The following is a 24,531-nucleotide window of genomic DNA, read 5'->3' on the forward strand; positions in this document are numbered from 1 at the left end:
CTCAGGTCAGGCCGTCGAGGGGGACCGAGGGGTCCGCGAGGGCGTCCGGGTCCACCGGGGCACCGGATCGGATGAGCTGCTGGATCGGCTCTGTGACGTCCCACACATTCACGTTCATCCCGGCGAGCACCCGGCGGTCCTTCAGCCAGAAGGCGATGAACTGACGCTTGCCGGCGTCGCCGCGCAGGACGACCTGGTCGTACGAGCCGGGCGGGGCCCAGCCCGAGTACTCCATGCCCAGGTCGTACTGGTCGGAGAAGAAGTACGGCACCCGGTCGTAGCTGACCGGGCGGCCGAGCATGGCGCGGGCGGCGGCCGGGCCGCCGTTGAGGGCGTTGGCCCAGTGCTCGACGCGCAGCCGGGTGTGCAGCAGCGGGTGGTGCGCGGCGGCGACGTCGCCGGCCGCGAAGATCTCCGGGTCGGAGGTGCGCAGGGACTCGTCGACGGCGATGCCGCCGCCGTGGGCGCGGTCGACCAGGGCGAGGCCGGCCGACTCGGCGAGGGCGGTGCGCGGCGCGGCGCCGATGGCGGCGAGGACGGCGTGTGCGGGGTGCTCCTCGCCGTCGTCGGTGCGGACCGCGAGGACCATGCCGTCCTGGCCGACGATCTCGGTGAGCCGGCCGCCGAAGTGGAAGCGGACCCCGTGCTCGGCGTGCAGGTCGGCGAAGAGCTGGCCGAGCTCCGGGCCGAGGACCTGGTGCAGCGGGGTCGGCGCGGACTCGACCACGGTGACCTCGGCGCCGTACCCGCGGGCCGCGGCGGCGACCTCCAGGCCGATCCAGCCGGCGCCCGCGATCACCAGATGGCCGTTGTCACGGCCGAGCGCGGCCAGCACGTGGCGCAGCCGGTCGGCGTGGGCGAGGCGCCGCAGGTGGTGGACACCGGCGAGCCCGGTGCCGGGGATGTCGAGGCGGCGGGGCTCGGAGCCGGTGGCCAGCAGGAGCCGGTCGTAACGGATGGTGGTGCCGTCGCCGAGGCGGACCGTGTGCGCCGTGCGGTCGACGGTGGTGACCGCCTGCCCGAGGTGCAGCTCGATGTCGTTCTGGGCGTACCAGGCGGCCTCGTGGACGAAGACGCTGTCGCGCTCGTCCTTGGCCATGAGGTAGCCCTTGGACAACGGCGGTCGTTCGTAGGGATGGTCGCGCTCGTCGCCGATGAGGATCACCCGGCCGTTGAAGCCCTCGGCGCGAAGGGTCTCCGCGGCTTTGGCCCCGGCGAGGCCCCCGCCGACGATGACGAAGGTCTGATCTGCGTCGACCACGTGATGCCTCCTCGTTGCGACCGCTTCCACGCTACGCCTCCGGCCGTTCGGCGGGCCGTTCCGCCTCGGGCCTTGCAGCGAGCGTCCCGCACGGAGCGTGATGGCGGAAGGGGGCGTGACCTCGTCGGCCGGTCAGCCGTGGCGGGGGTGGAGCCGGGCGTGGAGGGCGCGGGCGGAGGCGTCGGTGAGGGAGGAGATCTGGTCGATGATCACCCGCTTGCGCGCGCGGTCGTCGCCTGCCTCGTCGAAAAGCGCGCGGAACTGCGGGTCGAGTTCCTCGGGAGCGCGGGCGGTCAGCGCCTCGGCGAGCTCGGCGAGGACGATGCGCTGGTCCGCGCGGAGCGCCTCCTGCTCGGCGCGCTGCATCACGTACCGGTCGGCCACGGCCTTGAGGACGGCGCATTCGTTGCGGGTCTCCCGCGGGACGACGAGCTCGGCCGCGTAGCGGGTGAGGCGGCCGGTGCCGTACCGCTGCCGTGTGGCGCCCTCGGCGGCGAGGCAGAAGCGGCCGATCAACTGGCTGGTGGCGTCCTTGAGACGGGCCTGGGCGACGGCCGAGCCGTCGTAGCCGTGCGGCCACCAGTCCTGTCCGGTGAGCCGGTCGAGGGCGTCGGCGAGCTCCTGCGGGTCCGTGTCCGGCGGGACGTAGCGGCCGAGGGCGACCGCCCAGATGTCGGCGCGCTCGGGCTCGGCGAAGAGCATGTCGGGGTCGATGTGGCCGGCGTGCAGGCCGTCCTCGAAATCGTGCACGGAGTACGCCACGTCGTCGGACCAGTCCATGACCTGGGCCTCGAAGCACTTGCGGTGGCCGGGCGCGCCCTGGCGGGCCCACGCGAAGACCGGGAGGTCGTCCTCGTAGACGCCGAACTTGGACGAGTCGGGGTCCTCGGGGTGACCGCCGCGCGGCCAGGGGTACTTGGTGGCGGCGTCGAGCGCGGCGCGGGTGAGGTTGAGGCCGACGCTGACCAGCTCGCCGCCGGCGGGGTCGGCGACGAACCGCTTCGGTTCGATGCGGGTGAGCAGGCGCAGCGACTGGGCGTTGCCCTCGAACCCGCCGCAGTCCTTGGCGAAGTCGTTGAGGGCCTGTTCGCCGTTGTGGCCGAAGGGCGGGTGGCCCATGTCGTGGGAGAGGCACGCCGCTTCGACGAGGTCGGGGTCGCAGCCGAGGGCGGCGCCGAGTTCGCGGCCGACCTGGGCGCACTCCAGGGAGTGGGTGAGCCGGGTGCGGGGGCTGGCGTCCCAGGCGTGGCCGCGGGTTCCGGGGGTGACGACCTGGGTCTTGCCGGCCAGTCGCCGCAGCGCGCTGGAGTGGAGCACCCGCGCGCGATCGCGCTGGAAGGCGGTGCGGCCGGGCCGTTTGTCGGGTTCGGCGGCCCAGCGTTCGGTGGCGGTGTCGTCGTAGCCCGGGGTGTCCGTGTTGCCTTCCATGCACCGAAGGTAACCGGAGGGACCGACACCTGGGGGCAGGGCGTGCGTTTCGCACCGGGACGGGGCGGCCGGACGGGCGGGCGCCCGCCCCCGCCGGACGGCGGGGACGGGGCGCCCGCCCCCGCCGGACGGCGTACGGAGCCGGGCGGCCGTCAGGCGGTGGCGAGTTCGCGCGCGGGGACGACGGGCCTGCGCAGGGCCTCGTCGTAGCGGTGCAGGATCAGCCGGGCCAGGGCCGGGTGGTCGCCGAGCGGGGCCGCCGCGATCCAGGGGGCGTGGGCTGCGCTGCGGGTGGCGAACAGACCGGGTGCGGTGAAGCAGGAGGCGACGGCGACCCGGTGCCGGCCGCGGGCGGCGAGGGACCGCACGGCGTCGGGCACGGTGGGCGCGGCGGCGGAGGCGAAGGCGGGGACGACGGGCACGTGGCCGAGCCGCTCGGAGAGCAGCCGCGCGGTGCGGCGGATGACGGCGAGGGACTCGGGGTCGCGGGAGCCCGCCGCGGCCAGGACGACGCCGGCAGACGGCGAGGCGTCGTCCCGGGCGGTCCAGCCCGCCTCGGCGAGCCGGTCGGCGAGCGCCTCGACGAGCAGGGGGTGCGGGCCGAGCGGGAGGGCTGTGCGGATCCGCAGGCCGGGTGCGGCGGCGGCAGCGGCGGGCAGGTCCTGCTTGACGTGGTGGCCGGGCCCGAAGAGGAGCGGCACGACGACGGCGTCGGCGGCGGCACGGCCGCGCCCCCCGGCGGCAGCGGCGAGACCGGCGAGGGTGTCGTCGAGGAGCGGCGCGTTCAGCTCGATGTGCGCCAGGCGGACGTCGAGGCCGGGCCGCAGGTCGCGGACGCGGTCCAGCAGCGGGCCGAGGGTGGCGCGCGCCCGGGGGTCGCGGCTGCCGTGACCGACGGCGACGAGGGTGGGGGCGGTGCTTCTCATGGGCCTGCGCGTTTCGTCGGGGACGTGGAGACCTTCGTGAGTCATTCGGCCGCCGCGCCCGTTCAGATGCACGCGGCCCAGTTGGGCGCCGAGCTGTGCGGTGATCCGTCCCAGCAGCTGGGCAGTGCTGTCGAACGTGCTGTCCGGCTCCGTCATGGACCGATCCTGACCCCGGCACGTTGCCTGCCCGTTGCGCCGGGGTCACGAGTGTTTACCGCCCGCTCACCGGGGGCCCCGCGGAGGTGTCAGGCGCCGGTGTCCAGCCAGACCCGCAGCGGCGCGAAGGAGGAGAAGCCGGCCGCGTGGGCGGGCGCCAGGTCGTCGCCCGACTCGTAGCCGACGACCGGGCGGTCCGGGTCGGTCAGGCCCAGGCAGCCGGCCCATACCTCGGCCGGGTCGGTGCCCTCCACGGCGAAGAGGTTGGACACGCCGGTCACCGGGCCGCTGTCGCTGAGCACCGCGCCACCGGCGATCACGCCGTCGGGGCGGTATCCGGCGACGATCGTGGTCGCCGGGTCGGCGAGCAGTTCCGGGCGGAACAGCGCGGCCTCCTCCGCGTCGCCGCCGCTCCAGGACCGCGCCCACCCGGCGAGGTCCGCCGGGGTGCGGACCGGGCTCCACCGCAGGCCGGCGGCGCCGTCGGCGGCGGGTGCGGGACGTCCCGCCGGGCGGTGGATCCACTCCGCCTCGAACAGCAGCAGGAAGCCCTCGGCCGCCAGGTCGAGGCGGGCGAAGCTGTCCTTGACCGAGGCTCCGGGGGCGCCGCGGTCGATGCCGTCCAGGACGTCGCGGACGCCCGCGTCGGCGGTCAGCGTGACGGCGTCCGGGTAGTAGGTCGGCGTGCGGCGGGCGTTGGTCCACACGCGCGGGGCGAAGGTGCCGGGGCGGCCGTGGGCTCGGCACATCGCCTCGCACCACTCGGCGTTGTTGCGGACGGCGTCGTTGATCATCTGTGGATCGTACGACCGCACCCCGCGCTTCTCGTCATTCTTTTCCTTCCCGAGCTTCCACACTGCGGAATATATTTTCCATCATGAGAATGACTCCTCCGGCGCTGCACCGGCGTGCCGTCGCCGAACTCGTCGGCACCGCCGCCCTGGTCGCCGTCATCGTCGGTTCCGGCATCCGGGCCGACGCGCTCAGCCAGGATGTCGGGGTCCGGCTGCTGGCCAACTCCCTCGCCTCCGCCCTGGGACTCGGACTGCTCATCGCCCTTCTCGGCCCGCTCTCGGGCGCCCACTTCAACCCGGTGGTCACCCTCTCCGAGTGGTGGTCGCGGCGCCGCGAGGCCGGCGCGCCGGACGTCCGCGAGGTCGCCGTCTACATCGCCGCACAGCTCACCGGGGCCGTGGCCGGCGCCCTCCTCGCCGAGGCCATGTTCGGGCGGACGCCCGGCACCTGGTCCACCCGGGCCCACGCGGACGTCTCCCTCCTGCTCGGCGAGACCGTCGCCACCGCCGGGCTCGTCCTGATCGTCCAGGGCCTGCGGCACATCGAGCGGCCCTCGCTCGCCCCGGTCGCGATGGCCGCGTACATCGCGGCGGCCATCTGGTTCACCTCCTCGGGCTCCTTCGCCAACCCGGCCGCCACGGTGGGCCGCTCCTTCTCCGACTCCTTCACCGGGATCGCACCCGGCTCACTGCCCGGCTTCATCGGCGCGCAGTTCCTCGGAGCCCTGCTGGGCATCGCCCTGGCCACCGTGCTGTACGGCTCAGGGCGCGCGGGGGCGGCAGGTCCGGCGGCGCCGCGCCCCGCGGACCCGGGCGACCCGGCCGTGCCCGGCCACGCCGCACGCGCCTCCGAGTGAACCGAGAGGCCGGATTCTGCGTCGGTTGAGGTGACGGGGCAGGCAAGATCCACGGAGGTACGTCCATGCGACGCGTACGCGTTCCCGCCCGGCTGAAGAGGGCCGTGCGGCTGCTGCCGCGCGACCGCCGGGCACGCCGCCGTACGGTCCAGGCCGTCATGCTCGGCACCGTGCTCGCGCTCGCCCCGGCCACCTGGATGCACGCCACCGCCGACGGGCGGCTGCGCACCACCGCCGACGTGCCCGCCCAGGACGTGGCCCTCGTCTTCGGGGCCGGCCTGTGGAAGGGCCGCCCGACGCCCTACCTCGCGCACCGGCTCGACACCGCCGCGGAGCTGTACCGCACGGGCAAGGTCAAGGTCGTCCTCGTCACCGGCGACAACAGCCGGACCGCGTACGACGAACCCGACGCGATGCGCACGTACCTCACCGGTCACGGCGTGCCGGACACGCGGATCGTCAGCGACTACGCGGGCTTCGACACCTGGGACTCCTGCGTGCGCGCGAAGAAGATCTTCGGTGTCGACCGGGCCGTCCTGGTCACGCAGGACTTCCACATCCGGCGCGCGGTGGCGCTGTGCGCGGCTGCGGGCGTCGACTCCTACGGAGTCAAGGTGGTCGAGCCCCACGACGCCACGTTCTACTACGGCGGCACCCGGGAGCTGTTCGCCGCCGGGAAGGCGGCCCTGGACGCGGCGCTGCGTCCGGACCCGCACTTCCTCGGAGACCGCGAGAAGGGCGTGACGGAGGCGCTGGCCTCGGCCCGATAGGCGACCGCGGGGCGGCCCCCCGGCCTCACCCGCGACGAGGTCGGCGGCGGAGTCCGACGTACCGGTCCCGTAATCGGGCGCGCCCCCTCCCGTAACACGCGCGTCGCACGCTCTCGTACATGTCCGAGGCTGTCACCACCCCCACGCACTGCCCCTACTGCGCCCTCCAGTGCGGCATGTCGCTGCGCCGCTCGCCGGAGGGGACGGGCTCCGTCGAGGTGGTCGACCGCACGGACTTCCCGGTCAACCGGGGCGCGCTGTGCGGCAAGGGCCGCACCGCCCCGGCCGTGCTCTCCTCCCGGGTCAGGCTGACCGAGCCCCTGGTCCGCTGCCCTGACACAGGTGCGCTGAAGTCCGCCACCTGGGAGGAGGCGCTCGCCGCCGTCGCCGACGGCCTGCGCCGGACCCGCGCCGACCACGGTCCGGACGCCGTGGGGGTCTTCGGCGGCGGCGGTCTCACCAACGAGAAGGCGTACGCGCTCGGCAAGTTCGCCCGGCTCGTCCTCGCCACCTCCCAGATCGACTACAACGGCCGCTTCTGCATGTCCTCGGCGGCCGCCGCCCACCAGCGGGCCTTCGGCCTCGACCGGGGACTCCCCTTCCCCCTGGAGGACATCCCGCGCACCGGCTGTGTGATCCTCGTCGGCTCCAACCTCGCCGAGACCATGCCGCCCGCCCTGCGCTACCTCACCGAGCTGAAGGAGAACGGCGGTCGGCTGATCGTCGTCGACCCGCGCCGCACCAGGACCGCCGAGCAGGCCGACCTCCACCTCGCGCCGCGCCCCGGCACCGACCTGGCGCTCGCCCTCGGCCTGCTCCACCTCGTCGTCGCCGAGGGACGCGTGGACGAGGAGTTCGTCCGCACCCGCACCCAGGGCTGGGAGGCCGCGCGGGCCGGGGCGATGGCCCACTGGCCCGAACTGGTCGAGCGGATCACCGGCGTCCCCGTGCCGCTGCTGCGCGAGGCCATGCGCATGTTCTGCGACGCGGAGAACGCGATGGTGCTCACCGCGCGCGGCCCGGAGCAGCAGTCCAAGGGCACGGACACGGTCGGCGCCTGGATCAACCTCTGCCTGGCGACCGGGCGGGCCGGGCGCCCGCTCTCCGGCTACGGCTGCCTCACCGGGCAGGGCAACGGCCAGGGCGGCCGCGAGCACGGCCAGAAGGCCGACCAGCTCCCCGGCTACCGCAAACTCGACGACCCCGCCGCCCGCGCGCACGTGGCCCGGGTCTGGGACGTGCCGGCGGAGTCGCTGCCGGGGCCGGGCCGCAGCGCGTACGAACTCCTCGACGCCCTGGGCGGCGACGTGCGGACCCTGCTCCTGATGGGTTCCAACCCCGTCGTCTCGGCCCCGCACGCCGGGCACGTCGAACAGCGGCTGCGGTCGCTCGACTTCCTCGCCGTCGCGGACGTGGTCCTGTCGGAGACGGCCGAACTGGCCGACGTGGTGCTGCCCGTGACCCAGTGGGCGGAGGAGACCGGCACCACGACCAACCTGGAGGGCCGGGTCCTGCTCCGCCGGCGCGCGCTCACCCCGCCGCCGGGTGTCCGCAGCGATCTGGAGGTGCTGCACGCGCTCGCCGCGCTGCTCGGCTGGGAGAAGGGCTTCCCCACCGACCCGGAGGAGGTCTTCGACGAGCTCCGCCGCGCCTCGGCGGGCGGCCCCGCGGACTACTCCGGCATCAGCTACCGCCGTATCCAGGAGGAGGACGGTGTCTTCTGGCCCTGTCCAGAGGTCCCGCGGACGCCCCCGTCCGACGGTGCGCCGGATGCCGTCGGGGCTCCGGACGCCCCGGCTGATGCCGCGACGGACGGGCGCCCGCACCCCGGCACGCCCCGTCTCTTCCTCGACGGGTTCGCCACCCCCGACGGCCGGGCGCGGTTCGTGTCCGTCGTCCACCGGGCGTCCGGCGAGGAGACCGACGAGGAGTACCCGGTCGTGCTGACGACGGGCCGGGTCGTCGCGCAGTACCAGTCCGGCGCGCAGACCCGGCGGGTCGAGGAGCTGAACAGCGCCGCGCCCGGCCCCTTCGTGGAGCTGCACCCGCGGCTGGCCGAGCGGATCGGGGTCGGTGACGGCGAGCGGGTCGCGGTGGTCTCGCGGCGCGGGCGGGCGGTGGCGCCGGCCCGGATCACCACGGCCATCCGGCCGGACACCGTCTTCATGCCCTTCCACTGGCCGGGCGAGGGCCGGGCGAACACCCTCACCAACCCCGCCCTCGATCCCGTCTCGCGGATGCCGGAGTTCAAGACCTGCGCGGTCCGCCTGGAGCCGGCGTGACCCAGTCGCCACCCGCGACCGGGGGACCCAGCGGGACCCCCGGCGCGGCGAGGTAGACCCACGCGGGCACGGCCGCCCCGTCCCGGAGCCGGACCACCTCCCGCTCCACCCGCTCGTACAGGTTGAGCGGATGGCCCGGCCCGCGGTACTCCTCCAGCCGGTCCAGCACGTCCAGGAGCCCGGCGTACGCACCGGGCGCGGCGGTCACCAGCTCGCCGGTGATCCGGCCGTCCCCCGGCACGGCGTACGGATAGCCGGGGCCGTCGTGCAGCACCGCGCCGGCGAGCCGTGCGGGCTCCTCGGCGGCCGTGCGCCCGAGCAGGAACCGGTCGTGGTTGCGCCGGCCGGGACGGAGCGTGCCGTAGACGAAGAAGGGCAGCTCCCGCCCGGCCGTCACGGGGTGGTGGCCGTCTCGGACGCGATCCACTTCACGTAGGCGGCGGACGCGCGGACGACCGGGGCGGCGAGGATCTCCGGGGTCTCGTAGTCGTGGGCGGCGAGCAGATGGGCCTCCAGCGCCTCGTAGCGGGCCTCGGTGGTCTTGAGCACCACCTGCCACTCCTCCGTCGTCTCGATCGCCCCCTGCCAGTGGTAGACGGAGGTCACCGGTCCGGAGATCTGGGCGCAGGCGGCGAGACGGGCCTCGACCGCCCCGCGCGCGAGTTCCTGGGCCTTGGCGGGGCTGTCCGTGGTGGTCAGTACGGTCAGAGCCGTGGGTGCGTGGGTCACCCCGCCACGGTACTCAGGAGCGCGTCCGGGTCACCGCGGGAACCGGTCGCGTACGGCCGCCCCGTCGACCGCCGACGGGGCGGGGCCGTGCGGCCGGATCAGCGGCTCAACCGGTGTACGGGCTGACCGACTTGGCGTCCCGCAGTGCACGCGCCCACCACGCGACCTGGTCGAGCAGCACCTTGGCCGCGGCGTCGGGGCCGCTGGGGTCCTTGGGGCTGCCGTCCGGCTCGAACAGCCCGTGGGCGTGGTGGAACGAGACGGTGTCGCGGACGGTCACGGCGTGCATCTCGGCGTAGACCTGGCGCAGTTGCTCGACGGCGCGCAGGCCGCCGGACATGCCGCCGTAGGACACGAAGCCGACGGGCTTGGCCTGCCACTCGGTGAAGTGCCAGTCGATGAGGGACTTCAGGACGGCGGGGAAGGAGTGGTTGTACTCGGGGGTGACGACGACGAAGGCGTCGGCGGCGGCCAGGACCGGGGAGACCTTGGCGAGTTCGGCGCGGACGTCGGGGCCGGGGTGAGGGGAGAGCGAGGTCGGCAGTGCGGTCTCGGCGAGGTCGACGACATCGACGGTGAAGTCGTCCCGCTCGGCCGTCCGGGAGAGGAACCAGTCGGCGACGACCGGGCCGAAGCGGCCTTCGCGGTCGCTGCCGACGATGACGGCGAGCGTGAGCGGGGCGGAGTTCGCGGAGTTCGTGAGGTCCATGCGGACGACCTTCCTACCTCAAGCCCGCTTGAGGTCAAGGGGCCGGATCCGGAACCGGGAGTTCACTTGCCACCGGCCCGGCAGGAGACCCCGGGACACCCCCTACGGTGGTGGCATGACCGAGGCTCCCCCCGCACCCCTGCACATCGAGATCGACGGCCGCCCGGTCGCCGACCCGGAGACCCTCGCGGCCCTCACCAGCGGCTACGGGCACTTCACCGCGATGCAGGTGCGCGGCGGACGGGTCCAGGGCCTCGGGCTGCACCTCGACCGCCTCGACCGCGCCACCCGCGAGCTCTTCGGGCAGGGTCTCGACGCGGACCGCGTCCGTTCCCTGCTGGTGGGGGCCCTGGAGGCGGCCGGGCGCCGGGACGCGGCGGCGCGGGTGTACGTCCACGAGGGGATCCGCACGGTGGTGACGGTCCGCGAGCCGTTCACGGCAGACCCGGCCCCGCAGAGCCTGAAGTCGGTCGGCTACCAGCGGCCGGCGGCCCACATCAAGCATCTCGGCGGCTTCGGCCAGCGCTTCCACGGGGACGCCGCGCGGCGCGCCGGCTTCGACGACGCCCTGCTGACCGCCCCGGACGGCGAGATCGCGGAGGGAGCGATCACCAACATCGCCTTCTGGGACGGAACTTCGGTGATCTGGCCGTCGGCGCCGTGCCTGACCGGCATCACGATGTCCCTGCTGGAGGCCCGGCTGCCCTCGGTGCGGCGCCGCGTGACGCTGGCGGACCTGCCGGACCTCCGGGCGGCGTTCGTGACGAACGCCCGGGGCGTCGCCCCCGTGCGCCGGATCGACGACGTCACGTTGGAGGTGGACGGGACGCTGATGGCACGGGTGGACGCCGCCCTGGCCGCAGCCCCCTGGGACGCGCTGGAGCCGGGCGCGGAAGGCTGACGGCCGCGTGCCGCGGACCGGGCGGAAACCGCGTACGGGGAGCGTCCGGCAGGCCCGACACGCCGGTCACCCGTTCGGCACGAATCGCCGGCGGGGACCACACAGAACGCCCCGACCTGCGCAAACACCTGAATGGCAAGGCGACACACCGCACCGTTCGGAGTAATTCTGATTCTCCATCAGCAGGCGCCGGGCCCGCCGCGGCACTTACCTCGGTCTCAGGAAGACCGACAGCGCGCCCCGGAGGACCTCATGCGCACCACTGCCCGCCTGCTCACCGGTACCGCCTTGGCGGTCGCCGCGATCGGCGCCTTCGCCGCGCCGGCCGCGTACGCCGAGAACTCCGGTCACCACGAGACCCTGGAGGTCTTCCCGTCCCCCGCCTCGCCCGGCACCACCGTCACGGTGAACACCCTCGCCTGCGGCAAGCACGGGCACGGTGTCGGGGACGCGCAGTCCCTCGGCGCGGGCGACTTCCAGCTGAAACCGAGCACGCACAAGGAGGTCGTGGTCGGTCAGTTCACGGTCCCGGAGCACGCCAAGCCCGGCTCGTACGGCATCAGCGTGGCCTGCGACAACGGCAAGACCGCCCGTGGCGAGCTCGTCGTCAAGCACAAGAGCCCGAGCGGGCACGTCCAGACCGGTGTCGGGGGCAGTGTGGGCCCCGACACCGCCCAGATCACGGCAGGCGTGGCGGTGCTGGCCGCGGCTGCCGTCGGCGGTACCTGGCTCCTGCGTCGCCGGGCGAGCGGCGCGCAGGGCCGCTGAGTCGTACCGCAACGCCCTGCCCCCGCCGTGCGCCCTTCGGGGCCCGGCGGGGGCAGGGCCACATCTCTCGCACCCGAGAGGGAGAACCGTGAGCAGCAGGACCAAGGGCTGGGGCGTGGCGATCGCCGCCTGCCTGGGCATCTGGCTCGTCCAGAACGGCTCCGAGGACGTCACCCCGCCCATGCCGTCCGCGGCGCAGGCCTTCGCCGCCGGGCCGAACGCGCACACCGACGCGGCCGCCGACCCGCTGCCGCCGTCCGAGCCGGTCCGGCTGCGCATCCCCGAGATCGACGTCGACACACCGATGACGTCGCTCGGACTGACCGCGCGGGGCGCGCTCGACGTCCCGCCGGCGGACGACCGCAACCTCGCGGGCTGGTACCGGAACGGCACGACCCCCGGCGCCAAGGGCACCGCGATCGTGGCGGGCCATGTCGACAACGCGCGCGGCCCCGCCGTCTTCTACGCGCTCGGCGCGCTCAAGAAGGGCAACCGGATCGAGGTGGACCGCCGGGACGGGCGCACCGCCGTCTTCACGATCGACGCGGTCGAGGTCTACGAGAACGAGGACTTCCCGGACACGAAGGTCTACGGCGAGGCCGGACGGGCCGAGCTGCGGGTGATCACCTGCGGCGGCGGCTTCTCGCAGAAGTCCGGCTACCGGGGCAACGTGGTGGCGTTCGGGCACCTCATCGGCGTGCGCTGAACGACGGTCCGGGTGCGCGCGGCCCCAGGACGCGCGGTCCTCTCAGGACCACTGGTCGAAGGCGAGCTTCGCGACGAGCGAGAAGACCACGACCAGCAGCACCCCGCGCACGAACTCGGAGCCCTTCCGCAGCGCCATCCGCGCGCCGATCATGCCGCCGGCCAGGTTGAAGAGGGCCATCACGGCCGCGAGCTGCCAGAGCACCGTGCCCTGGTAGGCGAACATCGCGAGCGCGCCGCCGTTCGTGCAGACGTTGACGATCTTGGCGGTGGCGGAGGCGGTCACCAGGTCGAGGTGGAGCACGGCGGTGAGCGCCAGCACCAGGAACGTGCCGGTGCCGGGCCCGAAGAGGCCGTCGTAGAACCCGATGCCGCCGCCGACCAGCACGATCGCGGTGACGACCCGCGCCCGGCCGACCGGCGCCCCGTCCTGGTGCCGGGTGCCGAAGGTGGGGCGCAGCATCACGAACGCGGCCACGCCGAGCAGGACGACCATGATCACCGGACGCAGCACGTCGCTGCTGATCCCGGCGGCGAAGAAGGCACCGGCCATCGATCCGGCGAGGGCGGCGAGTCCGATCCGCAGCGCCGTCCTCACCCGCACCGGCGCCTTGCGCACGTACGTGACCGCGGCGCCCGACGTGCCGACGATCGCGACCGCCTTGTTGGTGCCCAGGATCTGGGCGGCCGGGAGGTGCGGAAGACCGAGCAGCAGGGCGGGCAGCAGGAGCAGCCCCCCACCCCCGACCACGGCGTCGATCCAGCCGGCCACCAGCGCGGCGGCGCAGAGCAGGACGAGCGTGGTCACGGTTATCTCGGGCATGGCCACGACCCTAGGAACAAACTGGCTGTGCCGTCCATCAATCCCGGGAGAGTTGAGCCACGTCTGAGGTTGTGACGTGCTGCTCCCGGTCCGGCGCGGGCGGCGCCGCGGGATCGACGGCGACGGTCAGGAAGGTCGCGGCGAGCGCCCCGGCGCCGAGGAGCGCGGCGGCGAGCCGGCGGCGGGCGGCCTCGGGGGCGGGCAGCCGCGCGGCGCGGTGCCGGCGCGCGGAGCGGACGGTGAGGGCGGTGGCGGTCGGGGCGTCACTCATGGCTGAAGTCCTCGGAGTGGATGCGCCGGGCCGGCACTCCGGCCCGGACGAGGGAGTCGGTCGCGGCCCTGGCCATGCCGGGCGGGCCGCACAGGTAGACGTCGTGCTCGGCGAGGTCGGGCACGAGGTTGCGCAGCGCCTGCGGGGCGAGCGGGTCGAAGGAGGCGTCCGAGGGGCCGAGCAGATAGTGCAGGGCGGCCTGCCGCTCGTGGGCGATCCGCTCCAGTTCCTCGCGCAGGACGAGACGGTCCGCGTCCGGGGCTCGGTAGAGCAGCGTCACCTCGCCGGGCCCCCCGGGCAGCGTCTCGAAGAGCGTGCGCATGGGGGTGATGCCGACGCCGCCGGCGAGCAGGAGGACCCTGCGGCGGGTGCGGCGGTGCGCGGTGAGCGCGCCGAAGGGGCCGGTCGCCAGGACCCGCGTGCCCGGGCGCAACCGCCGGATCCGGCGCGTGTGGTCCCCGAGCGCCTTGACCGTGATGCGCAGGGTGTCGTCGCGGACGGGCGCGGAGAGCGAGAAGGGCAGGGCGGTCCGCCAGAGCCTGCGGGAGAGGAAGCGCCAGCGGAAGAACTGGCCGGGCTCGGCGCACAGCCGGTCCAGGTCCCGCCCGCGGACGATCACGGAGACGACGTCCGGCCCCTCGTCGCGGACCTCGGCGACGCGCAGTTCGTGGCGCAGCGCCTGGCGGACCGGGACGACGAGCCGGTACCAGGCGAGGAGCACGGCGACGCTCGCGTGCGCCATCGACCAGAGCCAGACGGCGAGGACGCTCCCGGCGACGTCCGGGCCGGCGAGCTGGTGCACGAAGCCCAGGGCGGCGGCGAGGAGGCCGAGCAGATGGACCGCCCGCCAGGTCTCGTGCCGCAGGCGTCGCCGGGCGGCCCGTGCCGAGGTGACACCGACGGCGACGAGGAGGACGGTGCCCGCCGCCGCGGCGGCGAGGGCGGGATAGCCGAGCAGTCCGCGGGTGGCGGCGACCAGGTCGGTCCGGGTGTGCACGGCGTAACCGCAGAGCGCCAGCAGCGCGTGGGCGCCGATCAGCCCGAGGACGTACCGGCCGCCCAGGGCGTGTCCGCGGGCCAGCCGGTCCGCGCCGACGCCGTGCTCGATCGCCGGGATCCGGGCCATCAGGAGCAGCAGCACGAGGACGCCGTAGCCGGCGAGCAGTCCGGTGAGATGGGCGGCGGTGGCGAAGAAGGCGTCGAGGCGGGCGGACGGGCGTGCCTGGACGCCCCAGCCGAGCGCGACGACCCCGGCGCCCCCGACGACCGCGTGCCGCAGCCGGTCGGGACGGACCCTCGGGGCAGGAGCGGGGACGGGTCGGGCGGTGGGGACGGCGAAGCGGTGGGCGCCGTCGTGGAGAGGGGTGCGTACCTCGGTCGTCACATCCCGACCCTAGGTCCGCCGGTATACGAGAACCCCCAGGTCAGCCGCTCCCCCGCGATCCTTAAGGCGCCCTTGAGGAGGTCCTGACCGGCGGTTAAGCCTCACACCGGCGCCTGAGGCGTCCGTGAGGGGCGCGCCCCTCACAGCGCGCTCCCCCCGGGGCTGAGATCAGCGTTCCGTACGGGAAACAGACGGGATGCCGACGGGTAACACCCGCCCCGCACTCTTCGGAACATGAGTACACGGATCGTGGTGGTCGGGGGCGGAACGGCGGGCGCCCGGCTCGCCCAGCACCTGCCGGTCACCCTCCTCGGCGAAGAGCCGCACGCACCGTACAACAGGGTGCTGCTCGCGGACGTCCTCGCCGGGCGGTACGAGCCCGAGGTGATCGCGCTGCCCGCCCCGCGGGAGCCGGTGCGCCGCGGGGTGCGGGCGGTGCGGATCGACCGCGCTGCCCGCACCGTCCGGTGCGCGGACGGGACGGAGGTCGGGTACGACCGGCTGGTCCTGGCGACCGGCTCCAACCCGGTGCTGCCGCCGCTGCGCGGCCTGCGCGGCGGCCGACTTCCCTCGGGTGTCCATCCGTTCCGTACGCTCGACGACTGCCTGGCGCTGCGGGAGGCCGTACGGCCCGGGGTCCGCGCGGTCGTCATCGGCGGCGGCCTCCTCGGGGTCTCCGCGGCCCGCTCGCTGGCCGCACTGGGCGCCGAGGTCGTGCTGACGCAGCAGGGCGAGCGCCTGATGGAGCGCCAGCTCGACGAGCGGGCCTCGGGGTTGCTGCGCGGTCACGTGGAATCGCTCGGCGTGGAGGTGCACACCGAGTGCCGGGTCAGCGGACTGCACCAGCGCGACGGGGCGGTCACGGCCGTCGAACTCGCCGACGGCTTCGTCCTGGACGCCCAGGTGGTGATCCTCGCCTGCGGGGTCCGGCCGCGTGTCGGCCTCGCCCGGGACGCCGGCCTCGACGTCCGCACCGGCGTCGTCGTCGACGACGAGCTGCGGACGTCCGATCCGTACATCCACGCGATCGGCGACTGCGCCGAGCACGACGGCCGGGTCTACGGCCTGGCCGGCCCGGCCCTGGAACAGGCGGACGCCCTGGCATCGGTCCTGGCGGGCACCGACCCGGCCAGGACCTCCCGGGGCGCCAGCGACGCGGACCCGCCGCGGCCCGCCATCCCTGCCTACACCGGCACCCGGGCGCTGACCCGGCTCACCCTCGGCGGGCCCGTCTCCCTCGATCTCGCCGCCTTCGGCGAGGCGGACGCACAGCCCGGCGACGACGTCGTGCAGCTGACCGACGCCACCCGCCGCGCCTACCGCAAGGTCGTCGTCCGCGGCGACCGGCTGGTCGGCGGCGTCCTGCTGGGCGATCTCGCCGCGGTCGGGGCGCTCGCCCGGGCGTGGGAGGGCGACGAGGCCCTCCCGCACGCTCCCCTGCTTCACCTGCTCACCCATGACGGAGGCTCCTGAGATGTCGACCACGCCCGCGCACACCCCCACTGTCGTCCTGGTCGGCCACGGAATGGTCGGCCAGCGGTTCCTCGAGGCACTGGCCGAGCGGGGCGTCACCGAGCGCGCCCGTGTCGTGGTGCTCTGCGAGGAGCCCCGGCCCGCGTACGACCGGGTCCAGCTGACCTCCTACTTCAGCGGCCGCACGCCCGACGAGCTGTCGATGGTCGAGGACGGCTTCATGGCGGAGCACGGCATCGAGCTGTACGTCGGCGACCCGGCGGAGTCCGTCGACCGCGCCGCCCGTACGGTCACGGCCCGGTCCGGGCAGGTCTTCGCGTACGACACGCTCGTCCTGGCCACCGGCTCGTACCCCTTCGTCCCCCCGGTCCCCGGCAAGGACGCCCGCGGCTGCTTCGTCTACCGGACCATCGAGGACCTGCTCGCGATCGAGGACTACGCGAAGACCGCGACCACCGGGGCCGTGGTGGGCGGCGGCCTGCTCGGCCTGGAGGCGGCGGGGGCGCTCAAGGGCCTCGGGCTCGACACCCACATCGTGGAGTTCGCGCCCCGGCTGATGCCGGTGCAGGTCGACGAGGGCGGTGGCGCCGCGCTGCTGCGCACCATCGAGCAGATGGGCCTGAGCGTCCACACCGGCACCGGCACCCAGGAGGTCGTGACCGAGGACGGCGCGGTCACCGGGATGCGCCTGTCGGACGGCTCCGAAGTGGCCACGGACATGGTGGTGTTCTCGGCCGGTGTCCGGCCCCGCGACCAGCTGGCCCGCGACTGCGGCCTCGACGTGGGCGAGCGCGGCGGTATCGCGGTGGACGAGCAGTGCCGCACCTCCGACCCGGCCGTGTTCGCGATCGGCGAGTGCGCGCTGGCCTCGGACGGCCGGGTCTACGGTCTGGTGGCGCCCGGCTACGAGATGGCGCAGACCGCGGCGGCGACGATCGCCTCGGCCGAGGAGCACTCCTTCACGGGTGCGGACATGTCGACCAAGCTGAAGCTGCTCGGCGTGGACGTGGCCTCCTTCGGCGACGCGCACGGCACCGCCGAGGGCTGCCTCGACGTCGTCTACTCGGACTCCCGCTCCGGCGTCTACAAGAAGCTCGTCGTCGACGCCGACGGGGTCCTGCTCGGCGGTGTGCTGGTCGGCGACGCCGACTCCTACGGCATGCTGCGGCCGCTCACCGGCACCGTGCCGCCGGTCTCCCCCGAGCAGCTGGTGCTGCCCGCGGGCGCGGGCGCGCCGGTGGCGCTCGGCCCCTCGTCGCTGCCGGACGACGCGGTCATCTGCTCCTGCCACAACGTGACCAAGCACGCCATCACCGAGTGCACGACGCTGCCCGAGGTCAAGAAGTGCACCAAGGCCGGCACCGGCTGCGGCAGCTGCGTGAAGGTCATCCAGCAGCTGCTGCCGGCCGCCGCAGACCAGGGGCTGTGCGGCTGCTTCTCGTACACCCGCAGCGAGCTGTACGAGATCACCCGCACCCTGCGGCTGACCTCCTTCGCCGCGCTGCTCGACTCCCACGGTCGGCCCGAGGCCCGCGGCGGGGACGGCTGCGAGGTCTGCAAGCCGACCGTCGGCTCGATCCTGGCCTCGCTCAACAACGGCTACATCCTCGACGGCGAGCAGGCCTCGCTCCAGGACACCAACGACCACTTCCTGGCGAACCTGCAGCGCAACGGCTCGTACTCGGTGGTGCCGCGCATCCCCGGCGGCGAGATCACCCCGGACCGGCTGATCGTGATCGGCGAGGTGGCGCGGGACTTCGGGCTCTACACCAAGATCACCGGTGGTCAGCGGATCGACATGTTCGGCGCCCGGGTGGACCAACTGCCCGCGATCTGGACCCGGCTGGTCGACGCCGGCTTCGAGTCGGGCCACGCGTACGGGAAGTCGCTGCGCACGGTGAAGTCCTGCGTGGGCCAGACCTGGTGCCGCTACGGCGTCCAGGACTCCGTGAAGATGGCGATCCAGCTGGAGCTGCGCTACCGCGGCCTGCGCTCCCCTCACAAGCTCAAGTCGGCGGTGTCCGGCTGCGCCCGCGAGTGCGCCGAGGCCCAGTCGAAGGACTTCGGCGTCATCGCGACCGCGAGCGGCTGGAACCTCTACGTCGGCGGCAACGGCGGCGCGACCCCGCGCCACGCGGACCTGCTGGCGCAGGACCTGTCGGACGCCGAACTGGTCCGCCTGATCGACCGGTTCCTGATGTTCTACATCCGCACGGCCGACCGTCTGGAGCGCACCTCGACCTGGCTGGAGCGCCTGGACGGCGGCCTCGACCACCTCAGGGACGTGGTCGTGCACGACTCGCTGGGACTGTGCGACGAGCTGGAGGCGCTGATGACGGCGCACGTCGCGGACTACCAGGACGAGTGGGCGCAGACCCTGGACGACCCGGACCGGCTCCGCCGCTTCGTGTCCTTCGTGAACGCGCCGGACGCCCCGGACCCGTCGGTGCGGTTCGTGCCGGAGCGCGACCAGATCAAGCCGGACCTGACCATCCTGACCATCGGAAACCGCCTGGAAGGAGCCTCCGCCCGATGAAGCTCGAACTCTCCCACGACACCGAGGCCGACGCGTGGACGGCCGTCTGCGACGAGAACCGGCTCACCCCGGGCCGGGGCGTTGCGGCGCTGCTGCCCGACGGCCGGCAGGCCGCGCTCTTCCGGGACCGGTCGGGGCGCGCGTACGCGATCGACAACCGGGACCCGTTCACGGGGGCGCAGGTGCTCTCCCGCGGGCTGCTCGGCTCGGCGGGCGGGCGGCCGTTCGTCGCCTCGCCACTGCTGAAGCAGCGCTTCGACCTGGAGACGGGCCGCTGCCTGGACGACGACGAGGTGGCGGTGGCGGTGTTCCCGGTCCGCTCGGTCTGACCGGGAGCACCGGGCCGGCCAAGGCGCCCGGGGGACGTGGCGTCGTAGGCTGTGCGGACTTTCCTACTCCGGAGTAAGAACAAGGGAGTCCGCATGGCCGCGACCGTCGACGGTGCCTGGGGCATCCGCAACATCCCGGACCAGCGGGGCCGTACGGCCGTGGTCACCGGAGCGAACAGCGGCATCGGCCTGGTCACCGCCCGCGAACTCGCCCGCCGGGGCGCCCGGCTGGTGCTCGCCTGCCGCAGCGAGGGGCGGGGGACCGAGGCCGCCGACCGGATACGGCACGAGATACCGGGCGCCCGCGTGGAGTTCCGGCCGCTGGACCTGGCGGACCTGGCGTCCGTACGCGCGTTCGCGGCCGGGCTCCCCGACGAGCGGCTCGACCTGCTGGTCAACAACGCGGGCGTGATGGCCCTGCCGTACGGACGGACGGCCGACGGCTTCGAGACCCAGTTCGGCGTCAACCACCTGGGACACTTCGCGCTCACCGGCCTGCTGCTGCCCCGCCTGTCCGCGGCGCCCGCCGCCCGGGTCGTCACCGTCTCCAGCGGATTCCACGCGCTGTCCGACCTCGACATGGGCGATCTCAACAGCGAGCACGGGTACCGGCGCTGGATCGCGTACGGCCGCTCCAAGACGGCCAACCTGCTCTTCGTCCACGAGCTGGCCCGGCGGCTGCGGGAGGCCGGCTCGGGCGTCGTCGCGGCCGCGGCCCATCCCGGCTACGCGTCGACCGGCCTGCTGACGGCGGGGGTGCGGATGGAGGGCCGCCGCACGGCCGAGCGGATCGCGGCGCTCGGCAACCGGATCCTCGCCCAGCCCGCCGAGGCCGGCGCGCTGCCGACGCTCTACGCGGCGACCGCCGACGGCGTGCGTCCGGACTCGTTCACGGGACCGTCGTTCCTGATGTGGCGGGGTGCGCCCGCGCCCTCGTGGCGCGCGAGGTGGACGCTGGACGACGTCGCCGGCGAGCGGCTCTGGACCGCGTCCGAGCAGCTCACCGGCGTGACGTACGGGACGGCGCGCTGACGCGCCCGTCCGGTCAGCCCTGGACGACCGCCGGGTCCATCCACACGACCTCCCAGTGGTGCCCGTCCACGTCCGCGAAGGAGCGGCCGTACATCGTGCCGTAGTCGATGGGGTCCTTGGCGGGCGAGCCACCGGCGGCGAGGGCGCCGTCGGCGAGCTCGTCGACCTTCTCGCGGCTCTCGGCGCTCAGGGCGATCAGGACCTCGGAGCTCTTGGTAGCGTCGGCGATCTCCTTGCCCGGCGCGGTGAACTCCTTGAACCGGGGCTCGGTCAGCAGCATGGCGAAGATGGTGTCGCTGATGACCAGGCACGCGGTCCTGTCGTCGCTGAACTGCGGGTTGAAGGAGTAGCCGAGCCTGGTCCAGAAGCTCTTCGAGGCTTCGAGGTCCTTCACGGGCAGGTTCACGAAGATCATCTGGGGCATGGCGCTCTCTCTTCTCTCTGGTCCGTGCGGGATGTCGGTGCTCTCAGGAGGTAGGACGGCGGGCCGGGTCGAAACTCATCGCCGTTCCCTGGAGTTCTTTCCGGACCGGCCCCGGGTGCGCAGCTCGGCGCCCGGGCCGCCCGCCGGCGCGACCGGGGCGGGGGCGGGCAGCGTGGCCCGACGGCGTCAGGACGCTTCCGGAGTGCGATGGGTCCAGCGGCTGAGGGTCCCGCTGTCCTCGTCGTGGGTGAGCCAGCTGCCGTCGCCGAGCGGCCGGGCGAGGCCGTGCCGGGTGCCCGGCGGGTAGGCGACGGCACCGCGGACCTCCAGGGTGCGTGCGTCCAGGAGCCAGTGCCGGGTGTCCTGGTCGTCCTCGCCGTACTCGGCGCCGGTGGAGACGAGGACCGTCTGCGCGTCGACGAAGCCGCAGGCCCAGTCCCAGGGGTTCTCGTCCACCTCCTCCCGCTCGGCGAGGACCGTTCCGTCCAGGGCGTGGAGCCGGACGTCGGCTCCGTAGTGCTCCATCGTCAGATAGCCCTCGTGGTCCGGATGGACGTCCATGAGGATCCGGTCCAGGTTCTCGTTCAGGTCCCAGAAGACCGGTTCCGCGCCGTCCAGGCGTGCCCAGTACAGCAGGATCCCGTCCTGGCCCATGCCGACGCTCAGCCCCATGTGCACCCCGTCGGGGTGGGCGACGTGGTGCGACCCGGCCGCGGCACTGTCCTCCAGAGGCAGCCGCGCGAGTTCGCGGCCGTCCCGGGCGTCCAGGACGACCCACATCTCACACCAGTCCTGCCCGTCCTCCTCGACGACGTGCGCCCAGACGAGCCGCCCGTCGTCGGAGACCCGGCAGGAACCGTGTTCGAGGCCGCGGCAGACCTGCTGCTCGTCCCCCGTGTGCGGGTGGCCCGACTCGGGTCCCCAGCAGCCGTGCCGGTACTCCCACAGGGTCGCGCCGCCCGCGGCGACGGCCCGTACCGCGCGCTGGCCCGAGAAGACCGCGAAGGTGCCGTCCGGGCTCACCGAATGGACCCCCCGGTCCCAGCCCGGCCAGGGCACCGGGAAGACCCCGGCCGGTGCCGGCTCCCCGGCCAGGAGTCCGTCGAGGTCGTACACCTCCAGGTCGGGCCCGTTCGGCAGGAGGGCGCGGCGCGCTCCGCCGGGGCGGCCTTCGAAGGCGTGACCGTGGATGAGGGCCTCGCCGCCCGGCAGCGGGACCGAGTCGTGCAGGTGTGCGGAGATCGACATGTCCTGAAGGTAGCGAGGGCCTCTGACAACGCCCTCGCCCCACCCGTACCGGAGCCGTCCGGGCCACCCGTGCACCGACCGCGAGCCGACGCTTCCCCTTCACCGGCTGTTGCTGCACAGTCAACTCGGTACTCCTAGGTTCCGGAAGCGCGCGACCCCGCCGCCGACCGGTGCGGCGGGGCGGTCACCACCCCTCTGGAGTGAGACGTGGAGCGACGCAGTTTCCTGCGCGGAGCGGTCATCGGCACGTCGGCGGCCGCCTTCGGCGGCGCCCTGTGGCAGAGCGCGGCCTCGGCCGCACCCGCCCAGCCCGGCACGGGCCCCTACGGAGCACTCGGCGCCGCGGACGCCAACGGCATCCTGCTGCCCAGCGGTTTCAGCAGCCGGGTGATCGCCCGCTCCGGCCAGACGGTCTCCGGCACCTCGTACACCTGGCACAACGCCCCCGACGGCGGTGCCTGCTTCGCCGACGGCACGGGCTGGATCTACGTCTCCAACTCGGAGATCAACCCGGGCGGCGGCGCGAGCGCGGTGCGGTTCGACTCCGCGGGCACCGTCACCGGGGCGTACAGCATCCTGTCCAGCACCCGGCAGAACTGCGCGGGCGGCAGGACCCCGTGGAACACCTGGCTGTCCTGCGAGGAGGTCAGCCTCGGCTACGTCTACGAGACCGACCCGTTCGGGGTGAACGCCGCCGTCCGCCGCGACGCGCTGGGGCGGTTCAAGCACGAGGCGGCCGCAGCCGACCCGGTCCGCAAGGCGATCTACCTGACCGAGGACGAGACGAACGGCTGCTTCTACCGCTTCCTGCCCACCACCTGGGGCAACCTCTCCGCCGGCACCCTCCAGGTCTTCAAGGCCGGCACCGCCACCTCCGGCACCTTCACCTGGCAGAACGTCCCGGACCCGGACGGCTCGCCGACCGTGACCCGCGACCAGGTCTCCGGCGCCAAGCGCTTCAACGGCGGCGAGGGCTGCTACTACGCCGACGACACCGTCTGGTTCACCACCAAGGGCGACAACCGGGTCTGGCAGGTGAACCTGGCCGCGGGGACCTATGAACTGGCCTACGACGACTCGCTGGTCAGCGGCGGCGGCGCGCCGCTGACCGGGGTGGACAACGTCACCGGCACCTCCTCGGGCGACCTGTTCGTCGCCGAGGACGGCGGAAACATGGAGATCTGCGTCATCACCCCGGACGACGTCGTCGCGCCGTTCCTCCGGATCAGCGGCCAGTCCGGTTCCGAGATCACCGGACCGGCCTTCTCCCCCGACGGCCGGCGGCTGTACTTCTCCAGCCAGCGCGGCACGAGCGGCAGCTCCTCGGGCGGCATCACCTACGAGGTGACGGGCCCGTTCCGGGCGTAGCACGGCGAGGCTCCCGGCGCCCCTTGCGCGCCGCCCAGCAGGGCGGCGCCGAGGGGCGTCAGCGTGTGCAGGACCGCGTTGCCGTGCCGCAGGGTCGCGACCAGCCCTGCCTCGCGCAGCACACCGGCGTGCTGGCTGGCCGAGGCGAGCGACACGCCCGCCCTGCGCGCCAGTTCGCTGGTGGTGCCGCCGTCGCCGATGGCGTGCAGGACGGCGGACCGTGTGGTGCCGACCAGCTTCGCCAGCGAGGACCCGCCCGGTTCGCGGACGGTCGGCGCCTCGCAGTGGGTGATCGGATAGACCAGGACCGGCGGCAGCCCGGGGTCGCGGAGCACGACGGGTGTGCCGCGGCAGAAGTACGAGGGCTGGAGCAGCAGCCCCCGGCCGTCGAGATGGAGGTCCCGGTCCACGGGATAGTCGGCCTCCAGGACCGGGGCGCGCCAGCGGAGCATCCTCGGCAGCGAGGCGAGGAGTTCCTCGGCTCCGCCGTCGAGCAGGGCCCGGCCGCGCATGGCGCGGTCCGCCTCGACGCGCGCCCGGATGTGGGGCAGGTACGGCTCCACGGCGGCCCGGTGGTAGCTCCGCAGGGCGCCGATGAGGCGACTAAACGATTCAGCACCTCCCTCGGCGAGCACGCGCAGCGAGTGGGGCACGGTCCGGCCGCCGGGCCGGGCGGACCCCAGCAGCGCCAGTTCCGCGCGGAGCCGCTCCGGCGACGTGGCACGGACGGCCTGGAGGCCCTCGTCGAGCCCGCCGAACCCCTCCGCGGGGGTCAGGAAGTCGGGAAAATATCCGCGACTGGGAACCAGCGCGGCAAGCAGCCGGGTCTCACCGTTCAGCCGGGTCCGCGTTTCCGAGCGCCATTCTCCGTACACGACGGGGCCGCGACGGTCCCTTAAACGGTGAAAACTGAGAATCGTTTCCCACAGAACGTCCGGCCGGCCCGCCATCCGGACCCCGGCCAAGTCGTTTCCTGTGAAATGAATCCGCAGCATCGAACCCCCACCTGTGCACTCGCAACCACCCCCTGCAAGGAGTATGCACACCATCACAGGACGTTACCAGGGTGTTTCAGCCACACTTGAAAAGCATCGCGGAGACCGGGGGCAAACCGAAAAGCTGTGCGTGTCGGGCAGGAAACCTTCAGGACCGAGGTGACGTGACGAAGACCGTGGGGGGCTTCGGGCGTCCGGCGGCGGTCGGCGAGGGTTGCGGCTCACTTGCCCGGCAAGGGTAATGGGCGCGGCCACCGGGTGGGGATCCGGTGGCCGCGCCCGCCTCGTTCTTTGCGGGTCGAATCGCGAAAAGGTTCAACAGCGAATAATTAAAACCGCCGACATTGAACACGAACTTACAC

General features: G+C 73.7%; 24 protein-coding genes. 11 read left to right on the top strand and 13 right to left on the bottom strand.

The window, feature by feature from the left end:
• Position 1 precedes the first annotated feature (1 nt).
• From ACGFZF_RS03440 to ACGFZF_RS03455, 4 genes are all read right to left on the bottom strand, one after another.
• Positions 2-1,261, bottom strand: a complete 1,260-nt coding sequence (locus ACGFZF_RS03440) for an NAD(P)/FAD-dependent oxidoreductase (RefSeq protein ID WP_393550824.1) — start codon at positions 1,259-1,261, stop codon at positions 2-4.
• Positions 1,262-1,393: 132 nt separating this feature from the next.
• A complete protein-coding gene (locus ACGFZF_RS03445) occupies positions 1,394-2,689 on the bottom strand; it encodes a deoxyguanosinetriphosphate triphosphohydrolase (protein ID WP_393550825.1) in 1,296 nt (431 codons plus the stop codon).
• 152 nt (positions 2,690-2,841) lie between these two features.
• Positions 2,842-3,771 (bottom strand): sirohydrochlorin chelatase, encoded by a 930-nt coding sequence (locus tag ACGFZF_RS03450; protein ID WP_393550826.1) that lies wholly within the window; start codon positions 3,769-3,771, stop codon positions 2,842-2,844.
• Between the two features lie 89 nt (positions 3,772-3,860).
• Positions 3,861-4,565, bottom strand: coding sequence for a hypothetical protein (locus tag ACGFZF_RS03455; RefSeq protein ID WP_393550827.1), 705 nt, complete (start codon positions 4,563-4,565; stop codon positions 3,861-3,863).
• 83 nt (positions 4,566-4,648) lie between these two features.
• On the opposite strand from ACGFZF_RS03455, the gene ACGFZF_RS03460 reads away from it, so the two are divergent.
• From ACGFZF_RS03460 to ACGFZF_RS03470, 3 genes are all read left to right on the top strand, one after another.
• Positions 4,649-5,422 carry an aquaporin gene (locus ACGFZF_RS03460; protein ID WP_393550828.1) on the top strand — a complete coding sequence of 258 codons (774 nt, stop codon included), beginning with the start codon at positions 4,649-4,651 and terminating at the stop codon, positions 5,420-5,422.
• A gap of 65 nt (positions 5,423-5,487) precedes the next feature.
• Positions 5,488-6,192, top strand: coding sequence for a vancomycin high temperature exclusion protein (locus ACGFZF_RS03465; RefSeq protein ID WP_393550829.1), 705 nt, complete (start codon positions 5,488-5,490; stop codon positions 6,190-6,192).
• A gap of 119 nt (positions 6,193-6,311) precedes the next feature.
• The gene (locus tag ACGFZF_RS03470) at positions 6,312-8,474 is read left to right on the top strand and encodes a molybdopterin oxidoreductase family protein (RefSeq protein ID WP_393550830.1); all 2,163 of its coding nucleotides are present in this window, start codon (positions 6,312-6,314) and stop codon (positions 8,472-8,474) included.
• Here ACGFZF_RS03470 and ACGFZF_RS03475 read toward each other — a convergent pair.
• From ACGFZF_RS03475 to ACGFZF_RS03485, 3 genes are all read right to left on the bottom strand, one after another.
• The gene (locus ACGFZF_RS03475; protein ID WP_393550831.1) at positions 8,440-8,901 is read right to left on the bottom strand and encodes a gamma-glutamylcyclotransferase family protein; all 462 of its coding nucleotides are present in this window, start codon (positions 8,899-8,901) and stop codon (positions 8,440-8,442) included. The genes ACGFZF_RS03470 and ACGFZF_RS03475 overlap by 35 nt on opposite strands.
• A complete protein-coding gene (gene cutA / locus ACGFZF_RS03480) occupies positions 8,868-9,203 on the bottom strand; it encodes a divalent-cation tolerance protein CutA (protein WP_393550832.1) in 336 nt (111 codons plus the stop codon). Before cutA ends, ACGFZF_RS03475 begins: the two co-directional genes overlap by 34 nt.
• Positions 9,204-9,309: 106 nt before the next feature.
• The gene (locus ACGFZF_RS03485; RefSeq protein ID WP_393550833.1) at positions 9,310-9,912 is read right to left on the bottom strand and encodes an NADPH-dependent FMN reductase; all 603 of its coding nucleotides are present in this window, start codon (positions 9,910-9,912) and stop codon (positions 9,310-9,312) included.
• A gap of 115 nt (positions 9,913-10,027) precedes the next feature.
• On the opposite strand from ACGFZF_RS03485, the gene ACGFZF_RS03490 reads away from it, so the two are divergent.
• From ACGFZF_RS03490 to ACGFZF_RS03500, 3 genes are all read left to right on the top strand, one after another.
• Entirely contained in the window at positions 10,028-10,813 is a 786-nt protein-coding gene (locus ACGFZF_RS03490) for an aminotransferase class IV (RefSeq protein ID WP_393550834.1), read from the top strand.
• A 252-nt stretch (positions 10,814-11,065) separates the two neighbouring features.
• Positions 11,066-11,581, top strand: coding sequence for a hypothetical protein (locus ACGFZF_RS03495; RefSeq protein WP_393550835.1), 516 nt, complete (start codon positions 11,066-11,068; stop codon positions 11,579-11,581).
• An 88-nt stretch (positions 11,582-11,669) separates the two neighbouring features.
• On the top strand, positions 11,670-12,287 hold the full coding sequence (locus tag ACGFZF_RS03500; RefSeq protein ID WP_393550836.1) for a class F sortase: 618 nt from the start codon (positions 11,670-11,672) through the stop codon (positions 12,285-12,287).
• 42 nt (positions 12,288-12,329) lie between these two features.
• Here the strand turns inward: ACGFZF_RS03500 and ACGFZF_RS03505 are convergent, their stop codons facing one another.
• Genes ACGFZF_RS03505 through ACGFZF_RS03515 form a run of 3 tightly spaced genes read right to left on the bottom strand, consistent with a single transcriptional unit; the run spans position 12,330 to position 14,764 of the window.
• On the bottom strand, positions 12,330-13,109 hold the full coding sequence (locus ACGFZF_RS03505; RefSeq protein WP_393550837.1) for a sulfite exporter TauE/SafE family protein: 780 nt from the start codon (positions 13,107-13,109) through the stop codon (positions 12,330-12,332).
• A gap of 37 nt (positions 13,110-13,146) precedes the next feature.
• Positions 13,147-13,380: a hypothetical protein gene (locus tag ACGFZF_RS03510; protein WP_393550838.1), complete on the bottom strand. Its 234-nt coding sequence runs from the start codon at positions 13,378-13,380 to the stop codon at positions 13,147-13,149.
• A complete protein-coding gene (locus ACGFZF_RS03515; protein ID WP_393550839.1) occupies positions 13,373-14,764 on the bottom strand; it encodes a ferric reductase-like transmembrane domain-containing protein in 1,392 nt (463 codons plus the stop codon). Before ACGFZF_RS03515 ends, ACGFZF_RS03510 begins: the two co-directional genes overlap by 8 nt.
• 234 nt (positions 14,765-14,998) lie before the next feature.
• On the opposite strand from ACGFZF_RS03515, the gene ACGFZF_RS03520 reads away from it, so the two are divergent.
• The 4 genes from ACGFZF_RS03520 to ACGFZF_RS03535 all read left to right on the top strand — a co-directional run bounded on the left by ACGFZF_RS03520 (position 14,999) and on the right by ACGFZF_RS03535 (position 20,134).
• Complete coding sequence (locus tag ACGFZF_RS03520; RefSeq protein ID WP_393550840.1) at positions 14,999-16,237, top strand: NAD(P)/FAD-dependent oxidoreductase; 1,239 nt, start codon at positions 14,999-15,001, stop codon at positions 16,235-16,237.
• A 1-nt stretch (position 16,238) separates the two neighbouring features.
• The gene (nirB, locus tag ACGFZF_RS03525; protein ID WP_393550841.1) at positions 16,239-18,773 is read left to right on the top strand and encodes a nitrite reductase large subunit NirB; all 2,535 of its coding nucleotides are present in this window, start codon (positions 16,239-16,241) and stop codon (positions 18,771-18,773) included.
• A complete protein-coding gene (gene nirD, locus ACGFZF_RS03530) occupies positions 18,770-19,102 on the top strand; it encodes a nitrite reductase small subunit NirD (RefSeq protein ID WP_393550842.1) in 333 nt (110 codons plus the stop codon). Before nirB ends, nirD begins: the two co-directional genes overlap by 4 nt.
• A 93-nt stretch (positions 19,103-19,195) precedes the next feature.
• Positions 19,196-20,134, top strand: coding sequence for an oxidoreductase (locus tag ACGFZF_RS03535; protein ID WP_393550843.1), 939 nt, complete (start codon positions 19,196-19,198; stop codon positions 20,132-20,134).
• A 13-nt stretch (positions 20,135-20,147) separates the two neighbouring features.
• On the opposite strand, the gene ACGFZF_RS03540 is transcribed toward ACGFZF_RS03535, so the two are convergent.
• Both ACGFZF_RS03540 and ACGFZF_RS03545 read right to left on the bottom strand, forming a co-directional pair.
• A complete protein-coding gene (locus tag ACGFZF_RS03540) occupies positions 20,148-20,558 on the bottom strand; it encodes a VOC family protein (protein ID WP_393550844.1) in 411 nt (136 codons plus the stop codon).
• A 186-nt stretch (positions 20,559-20,744) separates the two neighbouring features.
• Complete coding sequence (locus ACGFZF_RS03545; RefSeq protein WP_393550845.1) at positions 20,745-21,806, bottom strand: hypothetical protein; 1,062 nt, start codon at positions 21,804-21,806, stop codon at positions 20,745-20,747.
• Between the two features lie 207 nt (positions 21,807-22,013).
• On the opposite strand from ACGFZF_RS03545, the gene ACGFZF_RS03550 reads away from it, so the two are divergent.
• Positions 22,014-23,174: an alkaline phosphatase PhoX gene (locus ACGFZF_RS03550; RefSeq protein ID WP_393550846.1), complete on the top strand. Its 1,161-nt coding sequence runs from the start codon at positions 22,014-22,016 to the stop codon at positions 23,172-23,174.
• Here the strand turns inward: ACGFZF_RS03550 and ACGFZF_RS03555 are convergent.
• Positions 23,144-24,169, bottom strand: a complete 1,026-nt coding sequence (locus tag ACGFZF_RS03555; protein ID WP_393550847.1) for an ArsR/SmtB family transcription factor — start codon at positions 24,167-24,169, stop codon at positions 23,144-23,146. The genes ACGFZF_RS03550 and ACGFZF_RS03555 overlap by 31 nt on opposite strands.
• Positions 24,170-24,531: the final 362 nt, after the last annotated feature.

The organism is Streptomyces sp. NPDC048338, from assembly GCF_043201055.1.
In the GTDB taxonomy this organism is placed as follows: domain Bacteria; phylum Actinomycetota; class Actinomycetes; order Streptomycetales; family Streptomycetaceae; genus Streptomyces.

Bases quoted from the DNA above. Each gene is read 5' to 3' on its own strand.
- ACGFZF_RS03495 (WP_393550835.1), top strand. From the start codon at position 11,066: ATGCGCACCACTGCCCGCCTGCTCACCGGTACCGCCTTGGCGGTCGCC.
- ACGFZF_RS03485 (WP_393550833.1), bottom strand. From the start codon at position 9,912: ATGGACCTCACGAACTCCGCGAACTCCGCCCCGCTCACGCTCGCCGTC.
- ACGFZF_RS03465 (WP_393550829.1), top strand. From the start codon at position 5,488: ATGCGACGCGTACGCGTTCCCGCCCGGCTGAAGAGGGCCGTGCGGCTG.
- nirD (WP_393550842.1), top strand. From the start codon at position 18,770: ATGAAGCTCGAACTCTCCCACGACACCGAGGCCGACGCGTGGACGGCC.
- nirB (WP_393550841.1), top strand. From the start codon at position 16,239: ATGTCGACCACGCCCGCGCACACCCCCACTGTCGTCCTGGTCGGCCAC.
- ACGFZF_RS03545 (WP_393550845.1), bottom strand. From the start codon at position 21,806: ATGTCGATCTCCGCACACCTGCACGACTCGGTCCCGCTGCCGGGCGGC.
- ACGFZF_RS03505 (WP_393550837.1), bottom strand. From the start codon at position 13,109: ATGCCCGAGATAACCGTGACCACGCTCGTCCTGCTCTGCGCCGCCGCG.
- ACGFZF_RS03555 (WP_393550847.1), bottom strand. From the start codon at position 24,169: ATGCTGCGGATTCATTTCACAGGAAACGACTTGGCCGGGGTCCGGATG.
- ACGFZF_RS03490 (WP_393550834.1), top strand. From the start codon at position 10,028: ATGACCGAGGCTCCCCCCGCACCCCTGCACATCGAGATCGACGGCCGC.
- ACGFZF_RS03540 (WP_393550844.1), bottom strand. From the start codon at position 20,558: ATGCCCCAGATGATCTTCGTGAACCTGCCCGTGAAGGACCTCGAAGCC.
- ACGFZF_RS03460 (WP_393550828.1), top strand. From the start codon at position 4,649: ATGAGAATGACTCCTCCGGCGCTGCACCGGCGTGCCGTCGCCGAACTC.
- ACGFZF_RS03510 (WP_393550838.1), bottom strand. From the start codon at position 13,380: ATGAGTGACGCCCCGACCGCCACCGCCCTCACCGTCCGCTCCGCGCGC.
- ACGFZF_RS03455 (WP_393550827.1), bottom strand. From the start codon at position 4,565: ATGATCAACGACGCCGTCCGCAACAACGCCGAGTGGTGCGAGGCGATG.
- ACGFZF_RS03445 (WP_393550825.1), bottom strand. From the start codon at position 2,689: ATGGAAGGCAACACGGACACCCCGGGCTACGACGACACCGCCACCGAA.
- ACGFZF_RS03520 (WP_393550840.1), top strand. From the start codon at position 14,999: ATGAGTACACGGATCGTGGTGGTCGGGGGCGGAACGGCGGGCGCCCGG.
- ACGFZF_RS03470 (WP_393550830.1), top strand. From the start codon at position 6,312: ATGTCCGAGGCTGTCACCACCCCCACGCACTGCCCCTACTGCGCCCTC.
- ACGFZF_RS03535 (WP_393550843.1), top strand. From the start codon at position 19,196: ATGGCCGCGACCGTCGACGGTGCCTGGGGCATCCGCAACATCCCGGAC.
- ACGFZF_RS03450 (WP_393550826.1), bottom strand. From the start codon at position 3,771: ATGACGGAGCCGGACAGCACGTTCGACAGCACTGCCCAGCTGCTGGGA.